General features: G+C 45.5%; 11 protein-coding genes, 8 tRNA genes and 2 pseudogenes. All 21 read right to left on the bottom strand.

The features are described from left to right. Positions 1 to 24: 24 nt before the first annotated feature. Positions 25 to 921, bottom strand: coding sequence for a C40 family peptidase (locus JCM10519_RS22990; protein WP_347845215.1), 897 nt, complete (start codon positions 919 to 921; stop codon positions 25 to 27). A 330-nt stretch (positions 922 to 1,251) separates the two neighbouring features. Further along, positions 1,252 to 2,186, bottom strand: a pseudogene (locus JCM10519_RS22985) (ATP-binding cassette domain-containing protein). Next, a complete protein-coding gene (locus JCM10519_RS22980; protein ID WP_054742150.1) occupies positions 2,186 to 3,238 on the bottom strand; it encodes an oligopeptide/dipeptide ABC transporter ATP-binding protein in 1,053 nt (350 codons plus the stop codon). Before JCM10519_RS22980 ends, JCM10519_RS22985 begins: the two are co-directional and overlap by 1 nt. Positions 3,239 to 3,249: 11 nt before the next feature. Further along, complete coding sequence (locus JCM10519_RS22975; protein ID WP_347845214.1) at positions 3,250 to 4,236, bottom strand: ABC transporter permease; 987 nt, start codon at positions 4,234 to 4,236, stop codon at positions 3,250 to 3,252. Continuing rightward, positions 4,233 to 5,174 carry an ABC transporter permease subunit gene (locus tag JCM10519_RS22970; protein WP_054742148.1) on the bottom strand — a complete coding sequence of 314 codons (942 nt, stop codon included), beginning with the start codon at positions 5,172 to 5,174 and terminating at the stop codon, positions 4,233 to 4,235. The genes JCM10519_RS22975 and JCM10519_RS22970 overlap by 4 nt, the downstream gene beginning before the upstream one ends. 185 nt (positions 5,175 to 5,359) lie before the next feature. Beyond that, the gene (locus JCM10519_RS33175; protein ID WP_347845213.1) at positions 5,360 to 5,551 is read right to left on the bottom strand and encodes a hypothetical protein; all 192 of its coding nucleotides are present in this window, start codon (positions 5,549 to 5,551) and stop codon (positions 5,360 to 5,362) included. After that, positions 5,545 to 7,275 carry an ABC transporter substrate-binding protein gene (locus tag JCM10519_RS22965; protein ID WP_347845212.1) on the bottom strand — a complete coding sequence of 577 codons (1,731 nt, stop codon included), beginning with the start codon at positions 7,273 to 7,275 and terminating at the stop codon, positions 5,545 to 5,547. The genes JCM10519_RS33175 and JCM10519_RS22965 overlap by 7 nt, the downstream gene beginning before the upstream one ends. 80 nt (positions 7,276 to 7,355) lie before the next feature. After that, positions 7,356 to 8,440 (bottom strand): annotated as a pseudogene (locus JCM10519_RS22960) (dipeptide epimerase). Beyond that, positions 8,441 to 8,755, bottom strand: coding sequence for a serine hydrolase (locus JCM10519_RS33170; protein WP_347845211.1), 315 nt, complete (start codon positions 8,753 to 8,755; stop codon positions 8,441 to 8,443). Between the two features lie 29 nt (positions 8,756 to 8,784). Continuing rightward, positions 8,785 to 9,237 carry a serine hydrolase gene (locus JCM10519_RS33165; RefSeq protein ID WP_347845210.1) on the bottom strand — a complete coding sequence of 151 codons (453 nt, stop codon included), beginning with the start codon at positions 9,235 to 9,237 and terminating at the stop codon, positions 8,785 to 8,787. 246 nt (positions 9,238 to 9,483) lie between these two features. Beyond that, positions 9,484 to 9,557: transfer RNA gene (locus JCM10519_RS22950), tRNA-Arg, on the bottom strand. 108 nt (positions 9,558 to 9,665) lie between these two features. Continuing rightward, complete coding sequence (locus tag JCM10519_RS22945) at positions 9,666 to 10,667, bottom strand: HAMP domain-containing sensor histidine kinase (protein ID WP_347845209.1); 1,002 nt, start codon at positions 10,665 to 10,667, stop codon at positions 9,666 to 9,668. Positions 10,668 to 10,771: 104 nt separating this feature from the next. Continuing rightward, positions 10,772 to 11,488, bottom strand: coding sequence for a response regulator transcription factor (locus JCM10519_RS22940; RefSeq protein ID WP_347845208.1), 717 nt, complete (start codon positions 11,486 to 11,488; stop codon positions 10,772 to 10,774). A gap of 76 nt (positions 11,489 to 11,564) precedes the next feature. Beyond that, on the bottom strand, positions 11,565 to 11,864 hold the full coding sequence (locus tag JCM10519_RS22935; RefSeq protein ID WP_054742140.1) for a hypothetical protein: 300 nt from the start codon (positions 11,862 to 11,864) through the stop codon (positions 11,565 to 11,567). A 613-nt stretch (positions 11,865 to 12,477) separates the two neighbouring features. After that, positions 12,478 to 12,551 (bottom strand) — tRNA-Arg (locus JCM10519_RS22930). Positions 12,552 to 12,581: 30 nt separating this feature from the next. After that, positions 12,582 to 12,667, bottom strand: a tRNA-Leu gene (locus JCM10519_RS22925). A 114-nt stretch (positions 12,668 to 12,781) separates the two neighbouring features. Beyond that, positions 12,782 to 12,854: transfer RNA gene (locus tag JCM10519_RS22920), tRNA-Val, on the bottom strand. A gap of 69 nt (positions 12,855 to 12,923) precedes the next feature. Beyond that, a tRNA-Asp gene (locus JCM10519_RS22915) sits at positions 12,924 to 12,997 on the bottom strand. A gap of 29 nt (positions 12,998 to 13,026) precedes the next feature. Continuing rightward, a tRNA-Ile gene (locus JCM10519_RS22910) sits at positions 13,027 to 13,100 on the bottom strand. Between the two features lie 38 nt (positions 13,101 to 13,138). Beyond that, positions 13,139 to 13,211, bottom strand: a tRNA-Thr gene (locus JCM10519_RS22905). A gap of 6 nt (positions 13,212 to 13,217) precedes the next feature. Further along, a tRNA-Glu gene (locus JCM10519_RS22900) sits at positions 13,218 to 13,289 on the bottom strand. Positions 13,290 to 13,293 lie beyond the last annotated feature (4 nt).

The raw sequence follows: 13,293 nt of genomic DNA, 5'->3' as shown, positions 1-13,293 counted from the left end.
CCATAGGAGAATCCAAAGATTTTTCTAATTTACAAAAATACTTCCCGACGCATACCAGCTTTCCGCAAGGTCAGCCCGGTAGTCCTCTGCCTGGGGATTTAAGCTGTTGATCACTACACCGCCGCTGCCAATTTTTCCCGTAGAATGGATGTAGGCCCCATTTCCCATATACATGGCGATATGCCCCGGAAAATACATCAGGTCCCCTGGAAGCATTTCATCCTTTGAAATCTCATATACAGGAAATCCCGGCTCTATCCTGGCATCCCGAAAGATAAGGATTCCGTTTAAAAGATAGCTTTCCGAGGTCAGCCCGGAACAGTCGATACCAGCGGTGGACCTTCCTCCCCAGCGGTACTGGGTCCCTAAATACTGCTTTGCCGTCTCTACCACGGACTTACGGAATGACGCCTCATCCACAATCTCCTTTTGCGGAAGCTCCCCCGTCCACAGTCCGGACTGGGAAAATTCCTTTGCCCTTAAAAACTGGTTCCTCATATAGCCTACCCGTCCATCCAAAAGCTCCACCTTGGCCCAGCCCTCCTCTTCCGAGTCAAAGGAAAGCACCTTGATAAGAGAACCCCTGAAAAGGCTTAAAAGGCGTACCCCCTGAACCTTTGGAAGAGAAACAATGTCCATGTAGACTCCATCCGTAACCATAAGCCCGCCGTCTTCCCAGCTATTCAGTTCTTCCAGGCTCACCATTTCCATATCCTCTTTCTTTATAAAACCGGAATAGCCGTAAAAGGTCCGCACCGGATAAAATCCCTGCTCCTCCGCCCCGGTTATCAAGAGCCCCATTCCATACAGCACTTCATCCGAAACAGCCGACACCATTTCTCCTAAGCTGTTCTCTTTTATCTCCGACGGGCCTTCCCAAATGGTGGCAACCGGTATATTTACAATTCCATAAGATTCCATGGCCATTTACTCCTGTCCTTCCTGTTATATTCCTTCCGGCACTTCATGGACCATTGCAGTGCAGTCCAAATAGTTTTCGCTTATCTTCTAATCGCAGACCAGGCTTCACACATAAAACGCTGTCCGGAAACCGTTCAAACCCATAAGCTTACTGATAAATACCGTATTTTTCATTATTATATGGTCAGATATGTGGAATGTCAATGAAACTGAAAAATATGACAAACAGAATATTGGGGCATTCCTGTCTGCTTTTTAAACACCCCTTCAAAATAAAGCGTTATCCGGAAGAAACTCCCAAATGAGCATTTCTTCCGGATACCGCCTTATTTAGTCTCTGTACAATTTTTTATATTCTTCCGCTTCCTTCCGGTTTGCCAGCACAAAATGATCCGGCCTTATCTCCCTCCAGGATGACTTTTCCCATGAGTAATCGTGAATAGAAGGATCGTAGACCAACAGCTTTTTCTCCTTCTCATGCTTCGGATCAGGCATGGGGATTGCGGAAAGCAGGGCCCTGGTGTAGGGATGGAGGGCATGGGTGATCAGCTCCTCCGTTTCCGCCATTTCAACGATCTCACCTTTGCGGATCACTGCGATCCGGTCCGTGATAAACCTCATGACAGATAAGTCGTGAGCAATAAAAAGATAGGTGATCTGCCGTTTTTTTCTTCATATCTCCAAGAAGGTTTAAAACCTGGGCCCTGACGGATACATCCAGGGCAGAAATCGGTTCGTCAGCAATAATAAAATCCGGATTCATAATAAGGGATCTGGCAATTCCGATTCTCTGCCTCTGCCCTCCGGAAAACTCATGGGGAAAACGGCTTGCAAATTCCGGAAGAAGCCCAACATCAAGAAGGGCCTGGTCTACCCGTTTTTTTCCGCTCCTTTTCCCCTAATCCTCTTTCCATGTTCATCAGCCCTTCGCTGATGATATAATCCACCTTGGCTCTTTCATTTAAGGAAGCCTGGGGATCCTGAAAGATCATCTGTATTTCCTTAATGACCTTCCGGTCCAGCTCCGCCGGGATTTTTCCATTGATCTTCTCACCCTTGTAAAGAATATCTCCTCCGCAGCTTGGAACGATCCTCATGATCGCACGGCCAATAGTAGTTTTTCCTGATCCCGATTCCCCTACCAGCCCAAAGGTTTCGCCTTTGTATATTTTAAAATTCACCTTTTTTACCGCTTCATATTTCTTTCTGCGCTCTCCAAAGGTCACATCAAGGTCCCTTACATCAAGCAGTACTTCACGTTCCATCAAAACAGCCCTCCGTTCCTGATTTTTCTGACCACAGGCGGCGGGTCTGCCTTAGGCGCCCTGGGATCCAGCAGCCAGGTCTTCGCTTTATGGGTAGGCGATATCTCAAAATAAGGCGGTCTTTTTATAAAATCGATTTTAAGAGCCTGAGGATTGCGGGGAGCAAAAGCATCTCCCTTTATCTCTGCATAAAGATTGGGAGGCGTGCCGGGAATGGAAAAAAGATCCGTTCCCTTTACCCCCACCTGAGGCAGAGAGGAAAGCAATGCCCAGGTATACGGATGCCTTGCATCATAAAAAATATCTTCACAGGTCCCTATCTCCACAATATCCCCGGCATACATGACAGCCACCCTGTCTGCGATGTTGGCTACCACCCCCAGGTCATGGGTGATCAAAATCACTGAAAGCCTGTATTTGTGCCGCAGTTCTTTAAGCAGGTCCAGGATCTGGGCCTGTATGGTCACGTCAAGAGCCGTAGTCGGTTCATCACAAATAAGGATCTGGGGATTGCAGGCAATGGCAATGGCGATCACTACCCGCTGACGCATCCCCCCGGAAAATTCATGAGGATACTGGTTAAATCTTTGTTCCGGGTCCTGAATTCCCACATCTGCTAAATATTTAAGGGTCCGTTTCTTCGCTTCCAAACGCCCCACCTTCTGATGAAGCAGCACCGCTTCCATGATCTGAACCCCAATGGTTTTTAAGGGATTTAAGCTGGTCATGGGATCCTGCATGATCATTCCAATCTCACGCCCCCGTATCTTTAACCAGTCCTTCTCCCTCTTTATGGCTGTTAATTCAATTTCCCCACTGTCATCAGCCCCGTAATAAACAGCCCGTCCGCCATCCACATATCCGTTTCTCTCCAAAAGCCCCATAAAGGATTTGGTGAAAACAGACTTTCCGCTTCCCGATTCTCCTACAATCGCCAGAATCTCTCCCTTATATAATTCCAGGGAAATCCCCCGTATGGCATGGAGGGTTTTTCCTCTTAATTCAAATTTGATGTCCAGATCGTTTACCTCTAAAATCTTCTCCTGATTCATGCTGTCCCTCCTTACATGTGATTCTTGGGATCAGCGGCATCCGAAAAGGCATTGCCGATGATATAAAACGATATGGTGACAAAGGATAAAATAATAGTTGGGTAAACCAGCTGGTAACGCAAAGCAGGGGTAGTAATCAAAGCCCGTCCCTCGTTGATCAGATTGCCAAGACTGGGAATATTCACCGGAAGTCCTAAACCAATGTATGTAATAAATACTTCATTTCCAATGGCAGCCGGAATGGTTAATGCCATACGCAGCATGATCACCGACACCAGATAAGGAAGCAGGTTTCTTAAAATGATCCGGCTGACAGGAGTCCCCAGACAGCGGCTGGCAACATTATAATCCCTGTCCCGGATAATAAGGATCTGATTCCTGATGAACCTGGCCATCTGAATCCAGCCGGTCAGGCACATGGCAAACACCAGGGTCTTCACACTGGGCTTTAAAATATAAGAGATCAAAATCAGGACAATGGTATTGGGAATGTTGTCAATGATATTGTAAATTTCCGTAAGAATGAAATCCGCCTTTCTCACATATCCCCAGATCACGCCCACGGTTATGCCAATAACTGCCTCCGCTAAAGCCACGGACAGACCGATGATCAAAGAGGTCCTGGTTCCCGCCCAGATCCTTGCCCAGAGATCCTGTCCAATGGAATTGGTTCCCAGAATAAAGTCTTTTCCCGGAGGAACATTGCGGTACTGCATCCCCTTTGCATCATTGATGATCATATTGGGATCATACTGTCCCGGCAGATAGGGCTGGATAAATGTAAATGCCAGGAGAAGAATCAAAAGCACCAGAAGGACAAAGGCTCCCCTGTTCTTTAAAAAGGCGCGGAAGGTGCTGTACCAGTAGGAATAATTGCTGTATCCTGTTTTCTCCGCTTCTCTTTCATTAAAGCCTGCAAAGGAAAACAACGATCCTTCCTCCATGGTTTCCATGAATTCCGCTTCCTTTGTATGACGGTAAGAGAACTGCTTCATCATCTGTCACCTTCTTTCTTTCCCAGGCTGATCCTGGGATCCAATAATACCATGAGAAGGTCACCCAGTAAAAGCCCCATAACGCCTACGCAGGCATAGAGTAAGACAATGCCCTGGACCATGGTATTATCGTGCTTTTTAATCACCGTAACAAGAAGCCCTCCCATTCCCGGAATGCTGTACAGGGATTCAATATAAATGGACCCGATCACAGTATTTAAAAATGCGGTGGGGATATACTGGGCCAAAGGAACAAAAGCATTGCGGAAAATATGCTTAAACATGACTCCGCCCTCTGACATCCCCTTTGCCTTCGCTAATTTTACATAATCCTTATTGCTTTCATCCACCATATACCTTCTCAGCCACATGCCGTAAAAGGCTATATTTCCAAGGGACATGGATAGAACCGGAAGGACCCAGTATTTCGGATCATTGATCTGGAATAACAATCCCACCCCCATCAGCTTGGTGCCGTAGAGCTGGATATACAGAAAATAAACAGCCGCCGGAACTGCCTGGATGCAGACAACAAACAAGGTTCCGATCTTATCGAACCACCTGTATCTATACCGCGCCATCAGGGCACCCATGGGAAGTCCCACAAGAAGAGAGACTGCCATGGACCAGACTCCCAGTTTCACAGAAACAGGAACCTTGTCCTTTAAAATATCCGACACAGGAACATTGGAACGGTAAATCCTGGACACGCCCAGATTCCCGTGAAGAAGGTCTTTAAAGAAGCGGATCACCTGAACCGGAAGAGGATCCGTAAGACCCATCTCCTTTAATCCCACCTGGATCTGCTGAGGGGTCATCTTATCAAAATTCTGGAAATATCCCTCAATGGGCATCAGACGAAGCAGACAGAACACCACGGTCAGGATGATGATCAGTGTAAGAAATGAACGTGCGATTCGTTTACCTAAATACTTTAACATCTGTTTCTCGGCTCCTTTGTGTTTTCTTTTAAAAATACCCTCGGAAGAAGACGTAGCTCCGGCACATCCTTTTCAGACGGTATTTTTCCGCCGGACCATATGCTTTACAGCCAATGATCCGGCGTATATACCTGCCGTTTATTTCTTCAGGCAGTGAGCCATGCTCTTTAGCCTGCTATAAGGGATTACTTCCCGTTTGCTTCCCTGTTAGCCTTATACTCATCCATGGAAACGTAATGGTCCAGTAGATGCTGGCCTTTATACCTTAAGTTTGATACGCCAAAAGGTGCATACTGGCCTTCAAATACATCCAGCTTGCAGGCTACATATTTGCTGACTGAAATGCTGAAAGGCAGTACAAATCCATGGTTTACCAAACTCGCTTCCGCTTTGGCAAATGCCTCATAGCGGGCGTGATATCCACCTTGATATCCTTGGCTGCCTCTACCAGAGAAAAGTATTCCGCTGCCGCATCTGCGGAAGGGGTCCCCTCTTCAATGGCCTTTGCAATATTTCCATACTTATATCCAAGGTCATATCCCTCCTCGCCCTTTGCCTGGTAGAATGGATCAGTCCAGGTTTCCGGATCTGCATAATCAGCACCCCAGTTACATTTCATCAATGCAAACTTGCCGTTTCGGCGCACTTCCGTTAAAAACCCATCCGCAGGACCGGCCTCCACAATGATATCAATAAAGTCCGTGCCAAGCAGGCTTTCCATCTGCTGTTCCACCACCTGGCATTCCTTATCCCAGTTGACCTCGGAAGGGTTATAGGGCATCAGAACCTTTACCGGGAAGGTAACCCCCTCAGCCGTAAGCTCCGTCTTTGCCAGGTCACGGTATTCCTTTGCCTTTGCTTCGTTAAAAGTCTGCCCAAGGGATGCCATATCGCCCACTGTAGTGTAATCCGCTCCATCTGCGTTGAATGTAAAGTTGGCCGGCGTAATGGAATTGATCACAAAATCATCAGGAGCCGCAGGCTCCAGAACCGCCACTTCTTTTGTCTTATTTAAGCCTGCAAATAATGACTTGCGGAAGTTTTCATTATTCACCGCTTTTCTCCAGTTATCCGGCTCATACTGGGCATCAAACTGAGGATTAAAGTTAAAGCAATAGAAATAAGAATAGCTGGTTTTCGGCCTTTCACGGCTGACCAGGTTCTTGGTATCCTCGCTGCTCATCCAGTTGTCCAGAATGTCTGAGGAAATCTCCGCATAATCGATTTCCCCGCGCTTTATCATTTCAGGTCCAATGGTATTGTATTCCGCATTATAGATTTCCTGGATTTCATTTATGTAAACCATATCCGCATCATAATTTGCGGCATTCTTTTTGAATACATGCTTCTCCTGGGGAGAAAATTCCTCCAGATAAAACCCACCGTTATAGTACATCTTATCCACGCCCGTACCAAAATCCTTTCCCAGTTCCGCAAGCTGCGGGCCATAAGCCGGCATATATACTACGTAAACCAGGGAAGAAAGAAAATACGGAACCTCTTTCTCCAGGGTGTAGGTAAGGGTATGTTCATCAACCGCCTTTACACCTACCTCTGAAAAATCAATTGGTTCCCAGACCGTTCCGTCCTTATCCGCTCCGCCGTTATATGCCAGTCCATTATAATATTTCTCCGCATTGGCTATGACACCAAAAAGGTTCTGTACATTTGCACTTTCATACTCAGGGGACAGCTCATATTTCATGGCATCAACAAAATCCTGGGCAGTCACATCCGCAGCCTCAGTGCCGGTATGATCCACCCATTTTGCCTCCCTCAGCTTAAAGGTCCATGTCAGCGTGGCCTCGTCATAGCTCCATTCTGTTGCAAGCCCCGGCTTAATCTGTCCCTTGTTATCATATTCAATCAGGGTGTCCACACAGTTTGCCCCTATTTTGTGATCAACTTCCGCTGAGGAAGTAAGATAATTAAGGGTCGTCGCCTCAGAACCATACAGCTTGGTATAGACAGCAGAAGTTCCACTCTCCGCTGCTCCGTTTTCATTCCCTGGGGCCTTAGAGCCATCTCCTGTGGTCTTATTCCCGCTACAGCCGCTCAATGCCGCAGAAGCAGCCAGAACTGCGCATAGCACCGCAGCCATCAGTCTTCTTTTTTTTCATAAATTCTCCTCCACTTTCCTATTATTTCTAACCCGAACGGGATTAGTACCTTTTCATTACATCAGTCACAAAATGCCGCCACCTTGCTGATTCCCATTCCAGGATCTTCATTCATAATAATCCTGGGTCCGTCAAAAACAGGTCCTCCTATGTATGGATCTTCCCTGCAAAGAGACGGTCCATCCAGATCTACCCGGGTAATGATCCCCTTTCCGGCTGCCAGATGAGCTGCCGCGGTCACTGCGATCTTGCTCTCCAGCATACATCCGATCATGCACTCCATTCCAAAGCTTTCCGCAATGGCGCAGATCTTTAAAGCCTCATAGATACCCCCGGTCTTCATAAGCTTAATATTAATGAGATCCGCCGCCCGTTCCCTGATGATCCTTAATGCATCCTCCGGAGAAAAAACGCTCTCATCCGCCAGGATGGGCGTATACACCTGGCTGGTAACAAGCTTCATCCCCTCAAAGTCATGGGCATTTACCGGCTGCTCCACCAGATCCATGCCAATTCCCATATCTTCCAGAGTCCTTATGATCCTGACTGCTTCCTTGGCAGACCAGCCTGATTTGCATCAATGCGCAGCCTGATATCCGGCCCCACTGCCTGACGGATGGCCTGAATCCGCTCCACATCCTTTCTGCTTTCTTTTCCCACTTTGACTTTCAGGATACGAAAGCCCTGTGAAACCGCCTTTAGGCTGTCAGAAACCATCTCTTCCACACCATTGACGCTAATGGTCAGATCCGTTTCGATCTCCTCACGCCCGCCTCCCAGTATCTTATATAAGGGCTTCCTGCAGGACTTTGCAAAAAGGTCATAAACAGCCATGTCCACCGCGGCCTTAGCAGAACTGTTCTTCAGTATGCAGCCATGAAGTTTTTTCATGATCCCATCCAGGTTTTCAATCTCCATGCCAATAATTGCCGGAGCAATGAACTCCTCAATGGCGGACAGGATGGAGCCACGGGTATCCCCTGTGATCACCGCAGTAGGAGGCGCCTCACCAAACCCAGTCTGACCGTCATCCGTTGTGATCCTCACCACAATATCGTTTACACTGTCAACCGTTCTTAAAGCCGTTTTAAATGGTGTTACAAGAGGAATATTGACCTTTGCTGTTTCTATCTTTACAATTTTCATTCATTTTCCCTCAATTTCCTGGATTTTCTTATTGGCCTGCTTAAATAAGTCCAGGGAAATCTCAGCCATGGCCCTTTCAAAGGCAGGAGTATCCGTCTCATTTCCGCAAAAGCAGACCAAAAACGGCTCCTTTCCATAGACGATCCCCACATCATGAGTGATCCCCGTATCTTCCCCGGTCTTGTGGGCAATCTCCGGACTATCCGAAAGAGCCTGCAGATAAAATGGGATCTTACTGCATAGCTGCTGTTTTTTTAGAATTGAAATCATTGTTTCACTGGACTGCTTATCGATAAGAATTCCGTCATACATCATTTTCAGAAGCCTGCCTGTTTCACAGGCAGTTATGTAGTTCTGGATTCCCCGGCTGACTTTTCCATATCATACATTTTTCTCTGGAGAAGGGTCTGCCGGAACCCAAGCCCCTGGATCGTTTCGTTGATCTCCTCCATTCCAAGAATATCAATCAAAACATTGGTTGCCGTATTATCACTAAAAATGATCATTAAGGTGACCAGGTCCATACCCGTTACCAGAATTCCCTCGTGAAGATAAGTAAGAGCGCCGCAGGAAGGAACGCAGTCCTCCCTTTTCACTGCAAACAGTTCATCCACCTGGAAGGTTCCTTTTTTTCTCTTCTCAAATGCAGCCGCCATGACAAACAGCTTGATGACGCTTGCCGCCATCATGGGTTCCTGTCCGTGATAAGCAAACCCGTCTCCTGTCTTCAAATTTTCATATAGAAAACTGATTTTTCCAGGAAGCTGTTCCAGCTTCTTTATTATTTCGTCTTTCATACCTATAAATAAACTCCCTGCTGGCCTGATTTGACGGCCTGATATAAAAAAAGAGGCACTGCACCTATTGTCTACAGCTACCTCATCGCACCTGATTTTATCTCCCCCAAAGCCCTAAGCTTAGTATAATAAATTCTGAAAAAAAATCAAGCTATTATTTGTATAAATACGGACTTCCAATGAAATCCACCGAAGCAGATATGAAAAAAAGAACAGTTTCATGATTAAATAAAACTGTTCTTTTCATGCGCCGGACAAGATTCGAACTCGCGGCCTTCTGGTCCGTAGCCAGACGCTCTATCCAGCTGAGCTACCGGCGCATTTATGATACATGGTTAATATACACCCATTTGCTGATTTTGTAAAGTGATAAATTAATTGTACAGCTATTTGTCTCCGGTTTTTTTTAAAGGCTATCCAATTTACAATTACAGAACTACGGTAACTTTTGTTCCAATGTTAATTTTGCTTTCTAAAAGAATCTCTCCGCCATGCCGTTCTATAATCGCCTGTATGATGGACATCCCCAGGCCGTTGCCGGGAATCTGTTGTAAGCGGGAACGATCCGCTCGAAAGAACGGCTCGAATGCCCGTGCCGCATCTTGTTCTGTCATTCCAATACCTGTATCACATATTAATACAGAGATTTTTCCGTCAGGAGTATTTTGAAGTTTCGCCTCCACCGTGCCGCCGTCCTTGTTATACTTGACAGCATTTTCAAAAAGGTTGTAAAAAGCGGATCTCAGCAGCATACGGTTGCCTGTAATCAAACAGTCATTTGGGGGAAGGATACAACAGAGATTTTTACTTTGAATAGCCTCCTTGAGTTCTTCAGCTATCTCACAAAGCAAAGTACGGAGAGAAATTTCGTCATCCAATTCCGTTTTTTCCTGAGAGGATAATAAAAGCAAATCACTGACAATACAAATCATCCGGTCGACATTTTGCTCCATAACCAAAATGGTATCCTTATAGTCGTCAGTGCTTGGTAAATCGTCCAGCTGTAACACCTGTAAAGTAGTCTTCATTGTGGCAAGCGGCGTTTTTAACTCATGGGCTGCGCTGGCTGAAAAGCGTTTTTGTTGCTCAAAAGAGTTCTTAAGCCTGTCAAGCATACCGTTAAATGAAGCAGTGATGCTGCCCACCTCATCTTTAGCAGTAGTTTCTTCAATGGACTTGCTTAAATTATGCTCGTTGATATCGTGTATGGTTTCACTTAGTACCGTAAGAGGCCTCAATGCCCGCCCCATAATCCAATAGGTGACACCAAGACCAAAGATAATAATTACAATTAGCACTGTAATGCTTTGAAAAGAAAATCCTCTTTGTGCGGCCGTGATTTCCATTTGAACCGAGAGGTTATTAAAAGTATCGGCATTCACATCCTGGTTGCTGTCTATTGGAGCGTTATCCAGAATTACTTTGTTCATCTTCCCATAAGAACCTTCCTCTAATTGCGGAGCAACAAAGTAATAGTTTGCGCTCAGAATTGAAACTATTGTCAGTACGGTTGTAAGCAGTACAAGAAGAAGTCCTACCAAGAGAGTAATTCTAAGCCTGAGAGAAATTTTATGCATCCTGGTTCCCCTCTCTTATGACATAACCCTGCCCCCGGATATTTTTTTATGCAGTCTCCCCCGCCAGCTGACAACTTCTTTTTCAGCGAGTGCATGTGATATTTAAAGGAGTTGGAAAATAAATCAACCTCGCTGTCCCATACATGCTCAATGATTTCTTCGGCACTGATAACCTTTCCTATATGGAACATCAGGTACTCCAAAATGGAATACTCTTTATTGGTAAGGTTTATGGGTAAACTGTCTACGGAAACAGCCTTACCAAGCATATCCAGTTCAAGACCGCCGCAAATTAAGAGACTTTCCTTATAAGTAAAAGACCAGCGCAAAAGATTCCGTATTCTGGCAGTAAGTTCTTCAAAATCAAAAGGCTTTGCTAAATAATCATTTGCACCGCAGTCCAGCCCCTGTACCTTGTCCTCGATCTCGCTCCTCGCGGATAAAATCAATACCTTCAACTCGGTGTCTGTTCCGCGAAGCGTCTTCAAGACTGTAATGCCGTCCACCTTTGGCATATTAAGATCGAGTATAAGAAGGTCATATTTATTTATCTCAAGATATTCCAACGCTTCCTCCCCATCATAGGTTTGGTCTACCGCGTAGCCCACTTTTTTAAGTCCTTTGGCAATTGCTGAGGACAATAATTTTTCATCTTCTGCCAACAGTATTTTCATAACTTCTCACCTTCTTTAATGCCTCAAAACCGCACAATATCTGTGCGGCTTTGAGATAATTTTACCATTTGTCCGGTTATTCTTCAACAACCACTTTTTGAAAAAGTTCAGCACCGTCTGGTATCGATGGCATCTCATCCTCATCATAGACTTTCAGGTCTGCGTCAGCAGATACGGTTACATCTACAACTTCTTTGTTCAGCATGACAGCATCTTCAGGAATACCCGGCATTTCACCTTCGTCATAGGTTTGGATATCAGCAATAATACTGCCTATTGTTCCCTTCAGTTCGTGGCTGGCTGCGTATGCGCTTACCCCTGTGGTTGCGACTAAAGCCATTGCAAAAGCTGGAATCATAGTTCTCTTTAATTTCATTTTTAAAACCTCCATTAATTTTTTTTATTTTGTTTCCCGGCTACATCTTGAGTATACATGGATGAAGGTTAGATGAAAGTTAGGTTTAAAAAATACTTTTTTTCTTTAACGCTGATACTCTTCATAAATATCTTTGCTTTCTCTAATGATTTCAAAAAAACACGGCAAAAACCTTTGACCATGGCAAATACAAAATGCTTACAATTGAGCCTAAGGGATTACTGTCTTATTATTGGTATGACGTGGCAACGCTATACAGGACGCAGCCGGCCGCCTTACCGGCAAAGCCCGTCTAAATTGATCATTTACATATCCCACATTTTTGTATATGTAGTGCTATCATATCCAAACTTCACTTTTTCTACCGCTGATAAAAGTACAAAGTCATTTGTTAATCCATTTAAATTGCTATTTAATGAATTAAGAACCACTGTTAAATTGGCGTCTGCTGTTAGGCTCTATACTCGTATCAATGCGCTCCACCAGTGTGTGTGTAAGCTGCTGTATTAATTTTATTTTGATCATTGATATACATGTTAGCAAGCACGAAAAAGGCACCCTTTACAGGATGCCTTAAATTTTGAGAACCCTTATAAAATAAGGGTTCTCTGTACGTGCGTGAGAAGATTCGAACTCCCGACACCTTGGTCCGTAGCCAAGTGCTCTATCCAGCTGAGCTACACACACATATTCACTTTTTTTGCCTTATCAGGCAAATGCCGGCGACCGGAATCGAACCGGTACGGGAGGTAAGTCCCGCAGGATTTTAAGTCCTGTGCGTCTGCCTGTTCCGCCACGCCGGCATTCTCATGATTTGCGCGAACAATGAACCAAGCGAACATGCAAGCATGCAGTTGGCGACTGCCGCGACAACGAACAAAATTCGCAAAGCGTATTTCATCTCGTTATCATGGAAATGGGACCTATAGGGCTCGAACCTATGACCCTCTGCTTGTAAGGCAGATGCTCTCCCAGCTGAGCTAAGATCCCATATACGATGCAGTAAATATTATACAACTTACTTGCTGGTTTGTAAAGCCTGTACTTTTTTGTACAGAACGACCCGGATGGGATTCGAACCCACGACCTCCGCCGTGACAGGGCGGCGCTCTAACCAGCTGAGCCACCGGGCCAGATTATCAAATATTTAGTTCAGTGTCAGTGGACCTTCGGGGACTCGAACCCAGGACCGACCGGTTATGAGCCGGTTGCTCTAACCAACTGAGCTAAAGGTCCTAAACATTATAATCTGCGGATATATTAAATTTTCCAAAAGCCGATGATCGGACTCGAACCGATAACCTGCTGATTACAAATCAGCTGCTCTGCCAATTGAGCCACATCGGCATTAAATGACCCCAACGAGATTCGAACTCGTGTTACCGCCGTGAAAGGGCGATGTCTTAACCGCTTGACCATGGGGCCAAAG

The organism is Clostridium sp. NkU-1 (genome assembly GCA_001312405.1).
The sequence above is the reverse complement of the archived record's forward strand: the minus strand, read 5'-3'. Positions and strand labels throughout refer to the sequence as shown.